Source organism: Alistipes sp. dk3624 (genome assembly GCF_009557455.1).
Lineage (GTDB): Bacteria > Bacteroidota > Bacteroidia > Bacteroidales > Rikenellaceae > Alistipes_A > Alistipes_A hominis.
Genome location: NZ_CP045651.1, coordinates 795,286 through 814,004, shown reverse-complemented (window position 1 = coordinate 814,004; position 18,719 = coordinate 795,286). Strand labels below are relative to the sequence as shown.

The window sequence follows — 18,719 nt, the reverse complement described above, 5'->3', positions numbered from 1 at the left end:
GACCCCGAAGGGCGAACGGTAGATACAGGAACGAATAAAAAGCGAACCCTTTCGATAAGCCGGGTGCAGAGCCGAACCCGTTCGGACTCTGCCGGGGCGGAAAAAGATACGGAAAACGAACAGAAAAACGAAAAATAAAAGCAACGGATCAATGCAACGGACAGTATTAAAACAGAGACTATGTGCGGCGCAGAACGTCGCACGGCGCTCCCCGGGCGCGGCACTCCGGGGACTGCATTCCCTGCTCCGCCTGACGGCGGTCTTCGCGCTGCTGCTGGGGAGTTGTGCCAAAGACCCTGTCGGGCCGGGCGGTCCCGACGAGGGCACCGATCTCGCCCTCTACATTCCCGCCCCGGAGCGGGTGGAGACCTACTCGGGCGCGACCATCGACGAGTGCCGCATCGAGAATGCCGTGGTGCTCGCGTGGAACAAGACGGACGACCGGATCACGGGTGCCGAGGTCGTGGCGACCGTCATGGGCAACGGCACGCAGCAGCCCACGCTGCGCTTTAGAAAGCTCGCACCGCAGAGCGGCGAGACGATCGTCGTGCTGTGCAACCTCGACCCGACAACCGTGAACCAGGCGGAGGGACTCGTAGGCCAAAATATGGCTGCGGCGCAGAATACGCTGAAGCCCCGCAGCGCCGCGGGCGGCACTTCGGCCGATATGAAAGCCCCGCTGACGATGGCCGGCGATGCCGTATGGAACGGCCAGAACGTACAGGTTCGCATGAGCTTCCAGTGCGCCAAGATCAGCGTGGTGCTGGACCCCTCGCTGACCCAGACGGGCGGGCCGCTGGCGTGGACGACCGTCCGCACCACCTACCTCGACCACATGCCCGCAACGACGCAGTGGACAACGGCAAGCACGCCGGCTTCGCAGAACGAACAGGGTGCGCTCTCTCAGAGCGGCACGCCGGGCTACGACCCGGATGCCGACCCGATGAGTTTTCCCGCGCTGTACACCTACGAGGCGGCGCAGCCTGCTAATTGGCCGACGAACCGGGCGTTCAACTACGTCCTGCTGCGGGTCGCCGAGACCGAGAGCGGCCCCATGCAATACTACTGCCTCACATTCGACGACACAAATCAGGGCACGATCGCAAAACGCAACGCCTTCGAGCGTGGCAAGCACTACGTCTTCCGCGTGAAGGACATCTACAAGCGGGGTTACGACAATATCGAAGAGGCGCTGGACAACCCCTCCAACGCCGTCTACGAGATCGGGATTCTGGACGACTGGAGCAAGAATTGGGAGTACAACGGACAGTACGGGGTGACGGCCGACCGCGATACGGCCTATGTGTGGACCGCAGCCGAGGCGCAGCCCCTCTACCGTTTCTCGTGGCCCCAGCCCGAGAACGACCCGGACGGGGCTCCGGCAACCAGCACCGTGACGCTGCTCAATGCCGCCCGAACGGCTCCCGTAGCGACCTCGATCGTGCAGCTGCTGGACAAGGACGGGAATGACATACCGGGTAACACCTTCACGTTCAATAACCAGAGCTCTCTCGAGGAGGGTTATATGCTCCACTTCAAGACGGGGAACAACGCCACGGCGCAGGGCATGTGGTTGCGCGTAAAGTGCGGCAATATCGAGCGGTTCGTGCCCGTGGGATGGGCGACCCTGACGGTGCATGATGTCACGGGCTACCAGCTGGGCGGATCGTTCAGCCAGCGCGTGAGCAGCAACGTCGTGATGCCCGACGGAACGAGCAAAGAACTGCCGTGGGAAGCCGGGTTCGTCGACAAGGATGGTGTCGGGACGAGCCAACCGAACTGGATCACGGTGGAGAAGACGTCGTCCGGCGACTTCTCCATTGCCTTCGATCCCATGCCTCTGACAAAGACGGAGGACCCTTATAACGAGCGGCTCAATGGTCGCCCCATAGTCGGCGCTTATACCGGGCCCGGCGAGGACTCGTCTCCGCGATACGACCTTTCGAAGGGTTCCGACCAAACGCTGGCTACCCGCGAGACGGCCAACTGCTACATCGTCTCCGCACCGGGCTACTACCGCATACCGTATGCGTACGGCAACAGCCTTATAGGCCCCTGCATCGACATAACGGACGAGAACACCACCTCTTACAACAGAGGCACTACTACTACTACTACTACTACTTGGCTGAGCTGGTTCCTGGATTACGATAATCGGAGAATCCATAGCGGCTGGATCCAAAAGGACCTGCAATATAACGAAACGCATCAAGTCGCGGTAACGGGTACGGACGCTGCCCGTTCGAACGGCTATCCCACCCGCGTCGGCATACTCTGGCAGGACAATCCGAATATGATCTCCGACATGTGCTTCACGGACAAGCCCGACTGCTATATCTGCTTCGACGTACCGAAGAATACCGATTTGAAGACCCCCATGCAGGGCAACGTCGTATTTGCCGCGTACGATCATCTGGACAGGATCATCTGGACATGGCATATCTGGATTACGGACTACGATCCTGAGAAAGCTCCGGCAGTGCAGGATACCTATAGCCCGTACGCCCCCGTAAGCGACTGCAAGATCACGAACGCAGCGGGAAAAGAGTTTATCCTGCAGGGCCAGAACCTGGGCTGGTGCAGCGGCGATGTCGACGTCTACGAGGGCCGCAGCGCGATAGTGCGCATCACGCAGGCGAGCGGCCGTACCCGGGATATCACGCTCGAACAGCCCCGTGTCGAGATCGAGAGCTCCGGCAACAACCCCTTCTACCAGTGGGGGCGCAAGGACCCGATCCCGGCGGCTATGAACCAAAACGGCGAGATAGTCAACAAGACCGTATATGATGGCAATAATAATAAGTTAAACAATGCTTTCCAAACAAGCTCAGCCCGATATACGATCGGCCAGGCCATCCAGAATCCGAACAGCTTCGTCTGTGGTGGGAGTATTAGTAATTGGATTGCTGCAGCATCGGATGGTGCTGCCGTGAACTACTGCAACCTTTGGAACGCCCAGCTTACGGGCAGCTCCGGCATCACGTTCAAGGACGGACTCCCCCAGTTCGACGCCGGCTACAGGAGCGCCAAAACCGTTTACGATCCGTGCCCGAGAGGTTACCGCGTTCCCGATCCGGATGTGTTCACGGGTATGACAGTTGATGGGGGGACATATACCCAATCGATGGGAGGCAACTCCCAATTCGGCACTGTTTACAACTCGCCCTTTACGGATAACTCCGGACTCCGATCCGTCTACGGCTGGGTGTTCTATGCCAATCTCATGTCAGGGAGGGGAGCATACGATCCCTCGGGAGGAGTATACTACCTGAGAGCAGGCGGATTTCGCCATAAAGATAACTTAGAATCGGAGGCAGTAGGCCGTGTCTCCTACTATTGGACAAATATGCCCAGTAGCACCACTGCCGCAGGTAACAGGGATAAGGCTTATACTCCGACGCTTCGCATAGACAATGGCACTATAGCAACGACGGTAATGCCGCTGAACGCCACCGCACAATCCAAAGCCTTCGGTTATGGCATAAGGTGCATCCGGGATAATGTGCGCAAATAGGATCCGGCATTCCCGCGGTCTGCGCGTCCCGGCCCGAAAGGCCGGGGCGGCGCGGAACGATATGCCGGAAAAACGGACGGTAACGGAAAGAAAGAACGAAAAAACGCAATATGAGAAACGAGATAACCCCGGCCGATCGTAATGGTCGGTTCCCGAGAGAGTGTTCATGGGCAAAAAAAGAGATACATACCGTCCGAACGATCCCGAACGCTGGGAGGACTACCGCCTGAATATGCCCATACTGGACTATAACGGGGATGTAAGGAGGCTGCACAGGCGGGAACGGAGACGGGCGAGGTTCCGCCGGTACTTCGTCCGGCTGCTGTGCCTCGCGGGTATCGTGCTCGCATTATGGCTGTTGATACAGTAAACGCCGCGCGGGACGGAAACGGCAACGTACGATGGCAAAAAAGAGAAAGAAAAGAAAACCGACCGGAACGCGAACACGCACGGAACGAAAACCGATCGCACCCGACCCGATGAACGGGACGAAGCCGGACACGCCGGAGGAGGACGGCGGAAGGCAATCCGCCGCCGAGCGGATCGTGGCGGTCGCAGCGGCCGTGGTCGGCATCGCCCTGTGGGGAGGAGCGCTGCTCTATTTCTCGATCATGGAGCTGATCGCCTGGTGGGAAAAGTAGCGCTGCCGGCAGCTTCGGATGATTATTCGACAACTTAAAAAAACGGATCTTATGAAAAACATGAAAAAACTGCTTCTTTCGGCCCTGCTGCTCCTTTGCGGCCTTGCGCCGGCCCATGCCGACGGACATGAGGAGCCGATCACCTTCGACCGCCTGCCGCAGGCGGCGCAGACCTTCCTGAAAACCCATTTCGACACGCTGACGGTGGCCTACATCGTGGCCGACCGGAAGTTTATGGGTGTCGAGTACGAGGTGAAATACACCGACCGCACGGAGGTCGATTTCCGCTCCGACGGACAGTGGGAAAGCGTGGAGCGCAAGTACGCTCCCGTTCCCGCAGCCATCGTCCCGAAGCAGATCTCGGATTTCGTGGCGGCGAACGAACTGTTCGGCCGGCAGTTCATCAAGAAGATCGAGCGCGACCCCTACACGTGGGAGATCGAGCTGTCGGGCGGCCTGGAGATCAAGTTCGACACCAAGTTCAACGTGATCGGCTACGACGATTAACGATACGACAGCCCGACCATGAAGGATGCCCGTTCTCCCATAAGCCATGCCCTTCGCCGCGTTCTGCAATGGCTGTTGGACCGCTTCGGTGCGTGGTTGCAGTGGTTCCATACGGTGCCGCAGTCGGAACGGTTGGAGGATTTCACGGCGCAGCACCGCCACCGCCACGAGGGAATCGGCCTTACGCGCAAGCGGCGATGATCCCGCAGACGGTGCATCTCGGTTCGGTCCCCCTGCTTCTTAGATAAGACCCCAATTTTCACCTATTATATAAATTTTCACGAACAACTTTATGAAAAGGAACACGATTTTGATGACCTTGCTCGTGAGCACGTTGGCTCTGGCAGGTTGCAACAAGGACGAGGACAACGGGTCCCGCGAGCCCGCCGTAAGCAAACAGGCGCAGGCCGCTCTGACAGAAAAGTACCCCAACGCTACCAATGTGCGGTGGACGGCCAAAGACAAATATGTCGTGGCGAGCTTCTCGCTGCCCGAATCGCGCGCCGCCGAGGCAGGCATCGACCTCGCGGCGTGGTTCGACAACGGGGGCGCGTGGTACATGACCGAAACGGACATTCCCTTCACGGCACTTCCCGAGGCTGTGCAGACAGCTTTTGAGGCCAGTGAATACGCTTCGGCTCCGTGGCGCACGGACGACGTGGATATGCTGGAGCGCGAAGGCGTGGAAACGATCTACGTCATCGAAGTAGAGAAACGGGAGAACGGCATCGAAACGGAGATCGACCTCTACTACTCGGCCGACGGCGTGCTGGTCAAAATGCTGACGGACTCGGCACCCGATTACGATTACGGAGACTATATCCCGTCGACGCCCGCCACGGGCATCGAGGAGTACATCCGCACGAACTACCCCGACGCCCGCATCACGGAGATCGACTACGAGCACGGTATGACCGAAGTGGATATCATCGACGGCCGCACGCCGCGCGAGCTGCTCTTCGACGGCAGCGGCGCGTGGGTCTACACCAAGACCGAGGTTTGGCGCAGCGATGTTCCCCAGACGGTGATGCAGGCTCTTCAGAACAGCGAGTGGGCCGCTTACCGGATCGACGACATCGACCACTACGAGACTCCCGACAAGGAGTTCTACCGCTTCGATCTGGAGTCGGCGCAGGGCGACGTGAAGGTGGACGTCACGCTCGACGGCACGGTGACGCTCAAGCAGTCCGACATGCCCGCACAGGGCAACGGCCAGTTGGTCGATGCGGAAGTCACCGGGTTCATCTCGTCGAAATACCCCGGGGCGCGGATCGTGGAGTACGATTACGACAAAGGTCTTCTGGAGGTCGAGATCTGGCATGAGAACCGCGAGAAGGACGTTTACTTCAACGGACGGAACGAATGGGTCTACACCGAATGGGACATCCGCCGCAGCGAACTTCCGCAGGCCGTTACTGCCGCTATCGCGGCTTCCGAGTGGGCTACGTTCTCGATCGACGATATAGAGTACGTGCAGACCCCGACTGCGGAATACTACCTCGTGGAACTCGAGCGCGGCAACCGCGAGATCGAACTGCGCATCGCCGCCGAGGGTACGATCCTTTGAGCCCGTTCGATGATGAGAGCGTTGAAATCTATGACGGTGCTGGCGACGATGGTCGCCAGCCTGCTTTTACTGACCGGATGCGCTTCCTCGCGCATCTCCTACCGACGATTACCCGCCGAGGCCAGGACATTTATCGAGCGGTATTTCCCGACCGAGAGTTGCGTTTATGCCGAGCGGGAGCGCGATGACGGCCGCCGGGAGTACGAGGCGAAACTGTCGAACGGTACGGACCTCGAGTTCCACGGCACGGGCCAGTGGAAGAAGGTGGACTGCGGCTATTCGTTCCTTCCTGCCGGGATCGTTCCGCAGGCTATCATCGAAGATCTGGCCGTGCGGTATCCGGGGGCGAAAATCTACAAAGCCAAACGCGAACGGGGCGGCTACGAGATCAAGATCACGGGCGGGCTGGAGCTGATCTACTCGGCCGACGGTACGTTCGTGCGGGAGGATCGCTCCTAAAGAGAACGTATCGGAGCCTGAAAAACAGAAAATGGTATGAAAAAGTTGAAGAAACGATATTATGCGCTTGCGGCGGGCGTGGTCGTCGTCGGAGCTGCGCTGTACTGCGCGTTGGCCGAGATGCGCATTCCTTGTCTCTGGCTGCCTTCCGGGGCGAAGACTTTCATTGCAACCTATTTCCCGGATGCGAGCTGCATCTATGCCGAGCGGGAGCGGGAGGACGGACATCGCGAGTTTGAGGTAAAGCTTTCCGACGGCACGGACATCGAGTTCCACGCCTCGGGAGAGTGGAAAAAGGTGGACTGCGGCTACTCGTTTCTGCCTGCTGGTATTGTGCCGGCGGCGATCGTCGAGGATCTGGCCGTGCGCTATCCGGGGGCGAAAATCTACAAAGCCGAACGCGAACGGGGCGGCTACGAGATCAAGATCACGGGCGGGCTGGAGCTGATCTACTCGGCCGACGGTACGTTCGTGCGGGAGGATATGTACTGACCCGTTGAGCCGCGGTAGTGAAAGGTGAAGATCTATGCGGCGATTCCGGGCTATATCCGGTGCCGTAAGGGCTCGGCTTCGGACTTTCGTCCCGAGCGGGCGGTCGTGTGTGGGACGGTCTTCGGAGATCTTGGCCGGAACCTTCGGGAAGCTCTCCGGACCAACGATATAGAAAATAGAATGGATGATCGCGGATTCCGGGTTTCTGTGCGGTACAGGAGCCGGAAATTTCGTGGATTTATAGTCCCATAAATCTAAAGATATAGATTATGAATAAGCAAGTATTGGTTCGGGACGTCGCCCGCGATCTGGGCAAATCCCAGCAGGAAGTTTCACTTGTCGTCAACGCGCTTTTCGCCCGGCTGGCCACGGCAATCCTCGACGGGGAGAGGATTACGATCTCTTCGTTTGGAACGTTCACTCCGAAAGACCGGCCCGAGCACAACGGCTACGATCCGCACCGAAGGGTTTCGATGAGGATTCCTGCGTGCAGGACGGTTCATTTTACCGCCTCTTCGGTGCTGCAACGCCGTATCCGTGAACGTCATGACGCTTAATGCTCCCGGTCCGGAAGTTTTTTTGCCACAACCGTAAACATATTCCCCGGCGGGGCCTCTATCCTTCCATAAACCATAAAAACACGAGATATGACGGAAGAGAAGAGTTTGACCCTGGAGCAGCGTGCCGCATCCGCGAGCGCGTCGAGGGTCTGAAAGCCGAGCGCAAGCTGCGTAAGGTGTACCCGATGGCAGTCTTCGGGGACACGGAGTGCGGGGAGAGGAAGGTTTACGTCGCCTACCTGGGCGAGCTCACGTTCCCGCAGTTTTCGAAGTTCATAGCCGCATCCAAGAAGGACGAGGTCATGGCTATGCGGACCTTGGCCCGCGACTGTTTTTGGAGGGTGACCGCGAGCTGGTCGACGACGATTTGCTGTTCCTGTTCGGGCTGATGGGCCAGCTCGCGGAGATCATCCAGACGCATCAGTCGGCGCTGGTAAACTGATCAACGGGGCGGCGGTGCAGGACGTGCGCCCGTAAGGGCACTTGATAAATGTGTGTAGCATACACCAGGCGCGTGTTTATATGCCTGTAAGCAACCGACTTATCTGAAAGGGAAACTGGACAGGGAGTGTAGCATGTCGGGAAAGCTATAAGTCAGTAAAATGTCATACTGCGACTGAATGGGGAGCTGAAACGATAGATATAAGGATAAAATCTGGATTGATTGAATGATAGCCCAAGCGGTACCCACTGCGACTGCAACGGAAGACATTTATATACGTTGTATTGCAATGCCCCAACCCCTCGTCTGGGGATAAGGCATAAACAAATTGCAGCGCATGTGCGATAAGCATAAAACGGCGAAAGTCATATCCGAAAATCTATCACGCTAATAGTTATTAAGTGTCTAAACGGGGATTACCTAAACCGGAACGCCGCAAGGCTATGGAGTCTGCTCCTGAATATCCGGCATGGTGACGGAGCCGCCATAGTAGTCCGAGCGCGGGAAAGCCTCGTACATGGCGATTTGACAGGACTGATTATTGAGAAAGAGGCGGATAATCCGGATGAAAAAGTCAATCCGACATTATTTCCTGTGGTTTATTCGGATACTATGTATAATGCGACAGAAGTTGCAAGTTGGTGGTTGGTAAATTCATTTTTGACATCAAACGGATTGCCATCTACAATGCCTTTCCCCGATTTATTGTATTGGTACAAGGCATTCTTATTTAAAGACATTGCAGAATATAGTATTGAAAAGGAGTGGCGGTTTATATGTAAATGCGAAGCAAAATCAAACGATCCATTTTTAGAAATATCTTGCGGCAACAGGTTAAAAGCCATTTATTACGGGCCATATATCGAGGCAGACATAAAAGACCATTTACGCACATGGGCTTATAGCCACAAAATTGAAGAATACGATGTTTCACTTGACAATAAAAGTGACAAGTTTGATTTACTCGTACATCCATTGAAATAACATACACATGTATGTTCTTAACGAATAAGATATCCCATACGGCGGTCTGCGGGCGGGTGTTTCTCTATCCCGAAGCGGGAATGCGTGAAGTGCTGAAACAGAACTACCGATCAAACAAGGATCGGTAAACAAAAGAAACGGCGGACTGAAAAGTCCGCCGTTTCCTATTTCGTTCTAATCTCTTTGAAAAAATCCTCAAAAGAAATCTGATAGAATTTACACAACTCGGATAAAGAACTCATCGTAATATTAGAATTTCCCGATTCTATGCGCCCTATATGTATCTTAGTTTGTCGGTAAACTTCTGCTTGCGTCAATTTTTTCACACTTCGCAACTTTTTCAGCTTTTTCGCGATCATCCCGAGTAATATGTCATTGCGTCTTTGCTTTCTCATATAACAAAGAACCTGAATAATGACATATCCTGCTTTCGTGTATTTGTCATTGAAATTTATTTTATATATATTTGCTTTTGATAACGGTGTAGGTCTGCGATAACAGACTTCATAATATACAATTAGGAACGGAAATAAACACTCCTGCCCCTTAATTGTTTTTCTTTATTCGTATTCTATTCCGTCTGCGGTTCTTTCCGCCCGACATCGAAACTCACGGTCAGTTCGGTCTGCTGTCCGAAATTATCCCGGACGATGAACCGTACCTCGGCGTTTTTGTCCGACAGGCTGCGATATCACAGGGTAAACACCTGCCGCATCGGATCGCTCCGGTCGATCCCGGCATATCGTCCAGCGCATGGAACTCGCGGTTTACCAGCAGCGTATGGAAGCGGGCGACGGACGATCCGCTCTCTTAGTGTGAGCAACTATATAGTACCTGTTGTTTTCGATGACACGATTTGCATTTGTAGCGTTGCCTGCCGTTGCTCTGCGTTCCGTCTTTTACACATACTCCTCCGCAATATTTACATTCTATTTTTACTATTCCCTAGTTTGAAACATGAAGGTCAAAAATCCACTCGGAGAATTCATTTTCGAAGGATTTAAGGGTGCAAAAATAATAAAAGCGACTGAAATAGTCGCTTTTAATTTGTTGAAACGATGAAGATAATTCTTGGTAATCAATGTTTTAATCATTTGATTTTATCAATCCCCTAATTTGAAACATTACCCGCCCATAAAACAGTCGGGATTGTGTTGACCGACACTGCGAAGTTAACCGGAATTTGTGTAACGACAAATCAGCTTCGCGTTTTTGATATAATCTAATTCCCATATTTGATAAAATGATCCGGAATTAACAGCAAATGCCCTTCAAATGCAAATTTAGGCGAGGTTTAAGCCAGCTACGCAGTTTCGTCTACCCGTAATCCTCCCATTACCAAGATTCAGTCTATAAAATCTTCATTATATCGTCATCGAAAGTATCTTCGTTTACGGCCCGGCCCCGGGCCTTGCTCCTGTAGTTATACACCGATTGGAGCGTAATGCGGAAAAAGGAGGCGATCTGTTTGTTATCGGCAACGCCCAGTCTTACCAGCGCCAATATACGTAACTCGGTATTCAATTTATTGGCCGAATTCTGATCGTACGTATATAACTGATTCGGCTTGAGCAGTTTATTGACCTCGTCGGCAAAATGGGGAAAAAGGTCGGTGATCGATTTGTCAAAATCGGCCAATAGGCTATTATAATCCTCGTTCATATCGAACATAGAGGATATATCCTGCTTTATTTTTTCGCAAGACGTACTGCCGTTTAGCATTTTCAATAGCTGTTTTTTGTATTTTTCTGCCTTTTCTATCTGTACTAAATTTCGGTTGATGAATAATTTAAGATATGCCTCCATCCTCAATGCGGAATCCTGCAGGCGGGCATTCGTTACCGACAATTTTTTACGGTTGTTTTTGTTTTCTTTGTTGCTGCGCAGCAACAAAAACAGAAAGAACCCCAGCGTCACTAAAAAGATGGAAACGACAACAGCGACTATTTCTAACGTTTTTTTGCGCGCTTCAGCTCTCTCCAGATTGATCTGCAATGTGTAATAATAGGTGGATTTGATAAGATCCGCTCTATAACTGTCTCCGAAAATAACCGCATCTTCGACGGCAACATTTATGTATTCATCGGCCATGTATGCGTAAGGATTGTCAGAATTGATCAGCAATCTGCCTACATATAAAAGTGACAGCAAATTTGTCATAGCCAACTCATTGGAAATTATCGCGCTTCTTATGAATGCTTCGAGAGACACACGCTTATAGCTATCCCCCAGTTCGAGATAAACCAACCCCAGATAATACAGATATTCGGCACTCATATAAGGCTTGACGTCATCCCTTTTCTGCAGGGTTTTAATGGTATTGATGGCTTGTTGGTAATTTTTTTCCAAATAAAATTTGTAAGCCTGGACACTTAAATATTCCGATTCGTCGCCTCTTTCCAAGGCTAGGTATGAATCCGCATTCCGAAGCGCCAGCTCTATGTATTTATCCCTGTAGTGAGAGTCATTCTGAAGCTTGGTGTAACTGTGGCATACGTGCATATACACTTTATAATACGTTTTCCGTAATTCAACGGGCAGCTTATCGGGATCAATTGATTCCAGGATGGAGAGGGACTCGTGTGTAAGCCCTGAAAAGCGCAGGTAGTTTGCCCGGCGCAGGAGAGATTCCGTAATGAGGTTCCGGTCGCCCAATTGCCTGGCTATCTCCAGACATTGGTCGGCATAATATAATGTGGGGGCGTTTTCATAATTGCTGTATTGAGAGACCAATTCTTTGGAAAGCTCATATTTCTGTTCCAGCGAAGCAGCATTGAGCAACCGGTTTTTGAGCTCGATCAATGTATCGTTCTTTTGCTCTATGTAAAACGAACGGTTAGCGATCGACGCATCCAACCTGATGAAAAGCGAGTCTGGCGCCAATGATTCTCCGGACGCCACGCGGCACCCCAAGAGACATAATATCAAAATTATAGTCTGTTTCATAATTTCCGTCACAAAAACAACAATCCCTTAAACATGTTGACAACTGCCGTTCATTCGTGAAAGTTACACGCGGCTATATGAATTTGAATTGTATGCCAAAAGTATGCATTTTCCGTGCAACTAATCCCCATACCCTTTCTCAATCTGCATTTACCTTCAATCAATCGAATTAGAGACCTACTATACTACATAACATATACATAACATTATATAATTGTAAATCATATGTATGTCGCTGATAATTAATCGTTTTTCTGATTCATGGCACTTAACCAAAATACTAATATTACAGCTAATTACCACAAAATCAGGCATAACAAAGTCTAATTTTACAGCGTTTTTCACTAAATCAAAGATGACAAAATTTAAAGAGTTTATCCGCAACCAGTTATGGCATTCTCTGTACTCCTGAAACTGATTGAACACGAATATATTTCTTTGTAATTATCAGCACCACATTAATAAAAAAATGAACAGATTGAACAGACATATATTATGGCGCACGCTCATGTTGTCCTGGATATCACTGTTTTTTGGGGCGACAAACTACAGCTATGCCGCGTCTCCCGGGTATCGGCAGGATACATTGACTGCGGTATTTTATTTTGCCAACAACAGTTCGCTTCTGATGCGGGAGTACTGCACCAACCAGGCCGAATTGAATAAACTGGAAGAAATATTCCGGGATATAACGGTTAGATCCGCATTGGATTCCATTGTCATTCAAGGAAGCTCTTCCCTTATCGGATCGTTCCGGACCAATTCACGCTTATCGTACGAACGTGCCATGGCGGTAAGAAGTCATATACGATGGAAATTCCCCGATGTGGAGTTGAATGAACAGAAAATATTTATAAAACCGTCGGTTATCAATTGGAGCTACCTTTTCGAACAGGTCCGACTTGACAGGATGGTTCCATACAGGGATGATCTTCTGCGCATACTTTCGATGCCGCTTGATGAAGAATCGAAGTTCATTAAGATGAAGCGTCTGGGCGGCGGCGCAACAGAGAATTACCTGACACGCAACTTTGCCAGGCTTATGCGGTCGGGAACAAGCGTTGTTTTCTATTTAAAGGAAGAAAACCCTGAAAAGGCGCAGCAACGGGAAGAGATTGTCACGGTACCCGTCCCGTCAGACAGTCCCGCGATAGAAACGACTATTGATTTTCCCGGGCAGGTGGTGGGGCCGGAGGCTGGCAATGACTCGGTAAACGATCCGAGCGACACCTTGTCAATTCCATCGTTGCCGACAATGGCACGCAAACCGCTTTTTGCGATGAAAACCAACCTTCTGTACGATTTAGGATCTGCGGTCAATGCCGGTATCGAAATCCCCATGAGGGAGCGCTGGTCATTGGCTATGGAATGGGTGTTCCCGTGGTGGCTTTTTGAAAAAAAACAACACGCCCTGGAAGTGCTGAACGGGAACATGGAATTGCGTTACTGGTGGGGCGAGCGTACAGGACGCAATCAAATGACGGGATGGTTTACGGGCCTATATGCGGGCGGCGGTTATTATGATGTGGAATGGAAGACAAAAGGATATCAGGGCGAGTTTGTTTCAGCGGGTATTACCGGAGGTTTTGCCCACAGCATCAGCAAAAACTGGCGGATGGAGTATTCGCTCGGTTTAGGATATATGGGAAGCAAGTACAGGGAATACGCTGCCGAAAAATGCGGAGAGGACGATCAGTGGCACCTTATTCTCAAGAGCCGGGGGAACTTCCACTGGGTTGGTCCGACCCAATTGAAGGTATCCCTGGTATGGATGATTAACCGCGGTTACCGCAAGTAAGAATAAGAAAGCGAATAATGAAACGCATATACAATGAATATACAGTATTGATACTGGCCGTCGCGCTGCTTTTCAGCAGTTGCCGCCGCCCTATTGAAGAAGTGGTGGATCTGCGTGCCGTTATCCCCATGGGAACGCTGTGGGAGAAAGCCGGTATAGTCCCGCAAAACGTAACCGCATTGTTTTACAGTAAAAATGACGGCAAATTGGTTCTGGAACACCGTTTTGAAAACAGCGCCAACCGGATACAGACCTATGCCTATGTGCCCGAAGGGGGCTACACGGTTGTCGTTTTCAATGAGATCCGGGGACAGCTATATGGGGTCGGTATACGCGGATATGAGAATCTGTCGACACTCGAATCGTACGCCACGATCAATTCCAACCCCACCGTACCGTTAAGGTTGGGCGATGTTCCGTACGTTTACGAACCAGATATCCTGGCTTCGGTTACGGTACGTGATTTCGAAGTGAGTTGTGCAATGGTCAGGTATACCCAGAATCCAGAAGGGCAGACGCCTTCTCCGGGGATGCAGGAATCCATCGAAGCCCTGGTAGGATTGATACCCGAACGTAAGGTGCACGAATTGAATGTCACTGTCCATGTGGAGGGTTTGAATAATGCCCGTATGCCGGCATTGATCGATTTGAACGGGATGGCGGGGGCTTATAATTTCAGCGGGGACAGGAGTACACTGCAGGCCGTTAGCCAGCAGTTCACCATAAACAACAGAACCTATAACCCCGGCTCGACCACGGCGGGTACGATTTCAACCACTGTCCGCACGTTCGGGATCCCGGGCCAACAGCCCTCGTCGCTTACTCCCCAGCCCGACCGTCAGATCGCAATGGACTTTTTCTTCATCTTAAAGGACAGAGACCGGACCGTTGTGCACCTGCGGGCGAATGTTACCGGGCTGATCCGGTATCTGCCGGGGCAGCATGGGGCGACGACTCTCGAAGTGGAGGTGGACTTGCCCGAGCGGCTGCCCGATGTGGAGCCCGAGGAAGGAGGTTCCGGTTTTGACTCGGAGCTTATCGACTGGGATGTGATAGATGTACCCTTAACCTCGAAATAAGATATTGGTTATCAATAAATAATATTGTTTAAAGACGTGATAAAGTAAAAAAAAGCGATTACCGACCGGACAGGGGAACACTCCTAATTTTCACCTTTGCAAGGCGAAAGTGAAAATAAAGAAAACAAAATTTTAAAAGATTAACGAACGACGCATAATTCGAATCAAAATGAAAAAAATCTTAATGGCTCTGGCAGCGGCGGCCATATTAGCAGGCTGTTCGAAAAACGAACAGGAAAACGTTGACGGATTCACTCCGAAGCAGATCAAATTTACCAACCTGAACGACAAATTGACCCGTGCCGCAAACGATGGGAATGATCCTTACCGGGTTTATGCGGCTTGGAGTGGTGGGACAGGCTGGTTTATCAACGATCAGGTAAGTGCAAGCGATGTCCCCAGCGGCGGCCCTTACTACTGGCCCGCTTCCGGTAGTGTGGATTTTTACGCATGGGCTCCGGCAGACGTTGCGGCGACCGGAACTTATCCGACTCTCTCAATCGCCTATGAAGTTCCAGCAAATGCCAACAAGGATTTTACCATTGCCGCTCCTCAACTGGGCCTGACTTCCGGCACTGTTGGTTTGGCTTTTTCCCATATGTTGGCCAAAATCACCGTTACAGCCCAATTGCATGATGACTTGTCAGATGCTGGCTACCAACTCAGCACAATAGGGCTTACTGCCAGCCTGGATGTTCAATCGACAGGAGGAACAATTGATCCGACGGCCACTACTCCTGCATGGGCCTCTCCTAATTCAACGTCTGCAACCTATGCAGGAGCAGCGTCTTACATGATTATACCGCAAAGTTCGGCAGGATGTAAAGTGAAGATTACAGCCGGCATAACGATAACGAAAAACGGAACCACAATCTACAGTGGCGATCTGCAGCAGTATACGATTGCGACTGGCAATATCCCCGCCGATGAGTTCGAAAAAGGCAAGCATTATTTGTTGAAGATGATTATTGACGCCGATTCGCACGGCGGCGGAACGGATCCGATTTTCAATATAATCGAATTCGAGTCTTCCATTGCTGAAGATTGGACTGCTGTGACGCCCGATCCCGAACTTCCTCAGCCATAAATAAAGGAGACGTTTTGGTAACACAGACCGGAAGAGGGTGATACCTCTTCCGGTCACTAAAGATTTAAAAATAGATACGGTTATGAATACTATCAGATTTATAATAATAAGCTTGACCGCAGCTGTTGCAGCTGTGTCCTGTACTAAAAACGAAATGGAAGGTTGCGGGTACGGTGACGGCAGGATCGGTTTCATTGGTAACCCGGGTGATGCCTTCACCCGCGGAATGCCGGTGGAATCGGTAGCGGACATCCCGAATATGGGAGTATTTGCATATTATACCGGCAACGGAACATCCAATAACTGGGCGGCGAACGGAGCGACAGCGACCCCTGATTTTATGAATAACGTGAAGGTTTCCCACAACAGCGGCTCCTGGACCTACGACAATCCGGCCTACTGGCCTCAGGCCGCGGATGCGAATATCAGCTTTTTCGCTTATTCGCCCCACGCTACCGCTACTAACGGGATAACTCCAAATGTTACTACCGGCATTCCGACCATCAGCTATACCGTTCCCACGAACTGCTCCGACCAGCCTGACCTAATGGTTGCGGCTCTTGTGGCAGACCGCAACAAAACCAATAACGGCTCTGCACCTGTCAATTTCCAGATGAGACACGCTCTGACATGCATCGGATTCAAGGCTTCCGGCAATGGACAGCAAATCACTAAGCTTGAAATACAGGGGGTTAAGACCAACGGCATCTTGACAACCAATGCAGACGGAACATTCTCATGGAATATCGCTTCCTCCTCCACAGGAAATTTCGAAGCCACGGTGGATACGGATGTATACTTGGATCCTTCGTCGCAGCTGGTCAATACCGGCGGCGGTTACTTGATGATGATTCCGCAGACTCTCCCGGCCGGCGCCAGGCTGATCGTGGGTGTCGATGACGGGCGTCCGGATGTTGAATTCGACCTGAGCGGAATTACATGGTCGTCCGGGCAGCGTATCAATTACAGTTTATCCGTATCCCCCGATGCCATCATTATGCTTACCCCGGAAAGAATCGTTCTTCCGCCTATGGGAGGGTTCTCGCAGTTCAACGTGATCGTGCAAAACGAGTCTCCCAAGACCTGGACCATATCGGGCACCAATTTCTATATCTGTGACAACTTCGCCGACCTGCAGGGCTGGGCGGCCGGAACGCTCACTGCCGCCAATGTGAAAAATCTGGATGGAACCATTCCGGTTATTGGCTCTTACAGCGGATCGGGAACGACGACGCTCTATGCATGGAAACCCACCTCTAACAACAGTACGACGAATGAAATAACCGGGACTATTGTTAACACGGACGATACGGACATAAAAATCAACCTTGTGCAACTGCCCGACTATGCGTCATCAGTGATACACGCCAGCTATATCCACGATCAATACGTCGGAGCATACTGGAAAAACAATCAGAAAGGGGAGCGTATCATACGCATACCTGTCAGTTCATCATTGCTTGCGGGAAGCTGGGATGCATCGGTGTTCTGGCTGGGCGACGGATGGAGCCCGGGTGATATTGTATTCAGTACGGAGGATTCCGACGATGCGGGCATAACTTATAACCGCAGTACTGAAACTCCGGTCGATATGCTTTTGCCGGCCAATGACGCCACTTTTAGCGTTTCCGGGCATTTGTCTTCGGCCTCAGGAAGCGTTGTCAGCGGAGCCGGCAACTATATTTCTTTCCGCATAGGCCTGACCTCCACCTATACGCCTACCACTTCTGTCCCAGTCCGCTATGCTTTGGTGTTGCTGCGTTATGGGTCTCCCCCAAAATATCATGTAATATTTATACGGCAAGGGGAAGAGGCCGACTACCTGATGTACCCTGGCGATGGCGGTCGCGGTTTATCGGCTGTGCGTTTTTCTGCCTACAATGCCACGGCATCAGATATGGCCAATTCCAGTATTTATACCGATATCCTGGGAAATCTGTCGAATGCCGCGTTCACGGATTATCCTTCACAGGCCGGCGCTCTCTTCCAATGGGCACCTCTCTCTTATCCGCGACGCACTTATAATGCCGACATTACGACGGTACCGACAGGGTGGTTGTCTCAAGCAAACCCAAACTTTTGGGAAAGTATAAAAAACACATATGAAACTTGCCCCCCGGGGTACCGCCGGCCGAATGACGGTTTGACTTCTGCAGTCGCGTTGAATAACTCGGCATCAAATATATCCAATTCGGAAATCAGGCAGTCTTTGTACGCCGACCCTCCCATTGGGGGGAATCAATCAAACGGCAATATGAGATGGGGCTTTTATGCGGACGGTTTTTTTGACCGGAGAGCTCACAATAACCCCTATGTAGGGCCAGGCGTAAATGGGTATGATGTCAGGGAAGGCAATACGGCCGTGGCATGGGGTACCAAAGACATAGCCTATATAGGTACGCTGTTCTTCAACCCATCAACGAACAGTCCCCGCCGGAATGCGTCCATTTTTGTGCCGGGCGCCGGATACAAATATTCTTTCGACGGAGAACTTATAGAAGCTGGACAGTGCGCGGCCCTATTAACGGCCTCGGCTCCCGACACAGAGAATATGTGGTATCTGATAGGTACGGCTAATGCTCAACAACTTGAGAGTTCGAAAGCTTCCGCTATGAGTTTACGGTGCGTCAAGGCGGAATAAGA

15 protein-coding genes and 1 pseudogene are annotated in these 18,719 nt (G+C 51.9%); 15 read left to right on the top strand and 1 reads right to left on the bottom strand.

All coding sequences use genetic code 11. The features are described from left to right. Nucleotides 1-151: 151 nt before the first annotated feature. The 11 genes and pseudogenes from GFH31_RS03405 to GFH31_RS03355 all read left to right on the top strand — a co-directional run bounded on the left by GFH31_RS03405 (nucleotide 152) and on the right by GFH31_RS03355 (nucleotide 9,980). The gene (locus tag GFH31_RS03405; protein WP_153498220.1) at nucleotides 152-3,514 is read left to right on the top strand and encodes a hypothetical protein; all 3,363 of its coding nucleotides are present in this window, start codon (nucleotides 152-154) and stop codon (nucleotides 3,512-3,514) included. A gap of 166 nt (nucleotides 3,515-3,680) precedes the next feature. Next, a complete protein-coding gene (locus GFH31_RS03400) occupies nucleotides 3,681-3,884 on the top strand; it encodes a hypothetical protein (RefSeq protein ID WP_118655969.1) in 204 nt (67 codons plus the stop codon). Nucleotides 3,885-3,915: 31 nt separating this feature from the next. Beyond that, a complete protein-coding gene (locus GFH31_RS03395; RefSeq protein ID WP_118655971.1) occupies nucleotides 3,916-4,155 on the top strand; it encodes a hypothetical protein in 240 nt (79 codons plus the stop codon). A 51-nt stretch (nucleotides 4,156-4,206) separates the two neighbouring features. Beyond that, nucleotides 4,207-4,662, top strand: a complete 456-nt coding sequence (locus GFH31_RS03390) for a PepSY-like domain-containing protein (RefSeq protein WP_118655973.1) — start codon at nucleotides 4,207-4,209, stop codon at nucleotides 4,660-4,662. Between the two features lie 313 nt (nucleotides 4,663-4,975). Then, a complete protein-coding gene (locus tag GFH31_RS03385; protein WP_118656250.1) occupies nucleotides 4,976-6,229 on the top strand; it encodes a PepSY-like domain-containing protein in 1,254 nt (417 codons plus the stop codon). 9 nt (nucleotides 6,230-6,238) lie between these two features. Beyond that, nucleotides 6,239-6,688 carry a PepSY-like domain-containing protein gene (locus GFH31_RS03380; RefSeq protein ID WP_118655977.1) on the top strand — a complete coding sequence of 150 codons (450 nt, stop codon included), beginning with the start codon at nucleotides 6,239-6,241 and terminating at the stop codon, nucleotides 6,686-6,688. 36 nt (nucleotides 6,689-6,724) lie between these two features. Further along, nucleotides 6,725-7,180 carry a PepSY-like domain-containing protein gene (locus tag GFH31_RS03375; protein WP_118655979.1) on the top strand — a complete coding sequence of 152 codons (456 nt, stop codon included), beginning with the start codon at nucleotides 6,725-6,727 and terminating at the stop codon, nucleotides 7,178-7,180. Nucleotides 7,181-7,449: 269 nt separating this feature from the next. After that, entirely contained in the window at nucleotides 7,450-7,737 is a 288-nt protein-coding gene (locus GFH31_RS03370; RefSeq protein WP_118655981.1) for an HU family DNA-binding protein, read from the top strand. Nucleotides 7,738-7,827: 90 nt separating this feature from the next. After that, nucleotides 7,828-8,182 (top strand): annotated as a pseudogene (locus GFH31_RS12950) (hypothetical protein). A 525-nt stretch (nucleotides 8,183-8,707) separates the two neighbouring features. Continuing rightward, nucleotides 8,708-9,166, top strand: coding sequence for a hypothetical protein (locus tag GFH31_RS03360; protein ID WP_147387375.1), 459 nt, complete (start codon nucleotides 8,708-8,710; stop codon nucleotides 9,164-9,166). Between the two features lie 550 nt (nucleotides 9,167-9,716). Beyond that, entirely contained in the window at nucleotides 9,717-9,980 is a 264-nt protein-coding gene (locus GFH31_RS03355) for a hypothetical protein (RefSeq protein WP_101572717.1), read from the top strand. A gap of 536 nt (nucleotides 9,981-10,516) precedes the next feature. On the opposite strand, the gene GFH31_RS03350 is transcribed toward GFH31_RS03355, so the two are convergent. After that, complete coding sequence (locus GFH31_RS03350) at nucleotides 10,517-12,112, bottom strand: DUF6377 domain-containing protein (protein WP_101572719.1); 1,596 nt, start codon at nucleotides 12,110-12,112, stop codon at nucleotides 10,517-10,519. Between the two features lie 469 nt (nucleotides 12,113-12,581). Between GFH31_RS03350 and GFH31_RS03345 the strand changes: the two genes are divergently transcribed. The 4 genes from GFH31_RS03345 (at nucleotide 12,582) to GFH31_RS03330 (ending at nucleotide 18,717) form a co-directional block, all read left to right on the top strand. Continuing rightward, nucleotides 12,582-13,910, top strand: a complete 1,329-nt coding sequence (locus tag GFH31_RS03345) for a DUF3575 domain-containing protein (protein WP_153498221.1) — start codon at nucleotides 12,582-12,584, stop codon at nucleotides 13,908-13,910. Between the two features lie 128 nt (nucleotides 13,911-14,038). Further along, on the top strand, nucleotides 14,039-14,989 hold the full coding sequence (locus tag GFH31_RS03340) for a DUF5119 domain-containing protein (RefSeq protein ID WP_172970792.1): 951 nt from the start codon (nucleotides 14,039-14,041) through the stop codon (nucleotides 14,987-14,989). A gap of 169 nt (nucleotides 14,990-15,158) precedes the next feature. After that, nucleotides 15,159-16,076, top strand: a complete 918-nt coding sequence (locus tag GFH31_RS03335; RefSeq protein ID WP_101572724.1) for a fimbrillin family protein — start codon at nucleotides 15,159-15,161, stop codon at nucleotides 16,074-16,076. Nucleotides 16,077-16,158: 82 nt separating this feature from the next. Then, nucleotides 16,159-18,717, top strand: coding sequence for a fimbrillin family protein (locus tag GFH31_RS03330; protein WP_153498222.1), 2,559 nt, complete (start codon nucleotides 16,159-16,161; stop codon nucleotides 18,715-18,717). Nucleotides 18,718-18,719 lie beyond the last annotated feature (2 nt).

What these genes read in the sequence shown, in the direction of transcription:
- GFH31_RS03395 (WP_118655971.1), top strand. Translation starts at nt 3,916, where the DNA reads ATGGCAAAAAAGAGAAAGAAAAGAAAACCGACCGGAACGCGAACACGC.
- GFH31_RS03385 (WP_118656250.1), top strand. Translation starts at nt 4,976, where the DNA reads ATGACCTTGCTCGTGAGCACGTTGGCTCTGGCAGGTTGCAACAAGGAC.
- GFH31_RS03375 (WP_118655979.1), top strand. Translation starts at nt 6,725, where the DNA reads ATGAAAAAGTTGAAGAAACGATATTATGCGCTTGCGGCGGGCGTGGTC.
- GFH31_RS03380 (WP_118655977.1), top strand. Translation starts at nt 6,239, where the DNA reads ATGATGAGAGCGTTGAAATCTATGACGGTGCTGGCGACGATGGTCGCC.
- GFH31_RS03390 (WP_118655973.1), top strand. Translation starts at nt 4,207, where the DNA reads ATGAAAAACATGAAAAAACTGCTTCTTTCGGCCCTGCTGCTCCTTTGC.
- GFH31_RS03370 (WP_118655981.1), top strand. Translation starts at nt 7,450, where the DNA reads ATGAATAAGCAAGTATTGGTTCGGGACGTCGCCCGCGATCTGGGCAAA.
- GFH31_RS03345 (WP_153498221.1), top strand. Translation starts at nt 12,582, where the DNA reads ATGAACAGATTGAACAGACATATATTATGGCGCACGCTCATGTTGTCC.
- GFH31_RS03400 (WP_118655969.1), top strand. Translation starts at nt 3,681, where the DNA reads ATGGGCAAAAAAAGAGATACATACCGTCCGAACGATCCCGAACGCTGG.
- GFH31_RS03335 (WP_101572724.1), top strand. Translation starts at nt 15,159, where the DNA reads ATGAAAAAAATCTTAATGGCTCTGGCAGCGGCGGCCATATTAGCAGGC.
- GFH31_RS03330 (WP_153498222.1), top strand. Translation starts at nt 16,159, where the DNA reads ATGAATACTATCAGATTTATAATAATAAGCTTGACCGCAGCTGTTGCA.
- GFH31_RS03350 (WP_101572719.1), bottom strand. Translation starts at nt 12,112, where the DNA reads ATGAAACAGACTATAATTTTGATATTATGTCTCTTGGGGTGCCGCGTG.
- GFH31_RS03340 (WP_172970792.1), top strand. Translation starts at nt 14,039, where the DNA reads ATGGGAACGCTGTGGGAGAAAGCCGGTATAGTCCCGCAAAACGTAACC.
- GFH31_RS03405 (WP_153498220.1), top strand. Translation starts at nt 152, where the DNA reads ATGCAACGGACAGTATTAAAACAGAGACTATGTGCGGCGCAGAACGTC.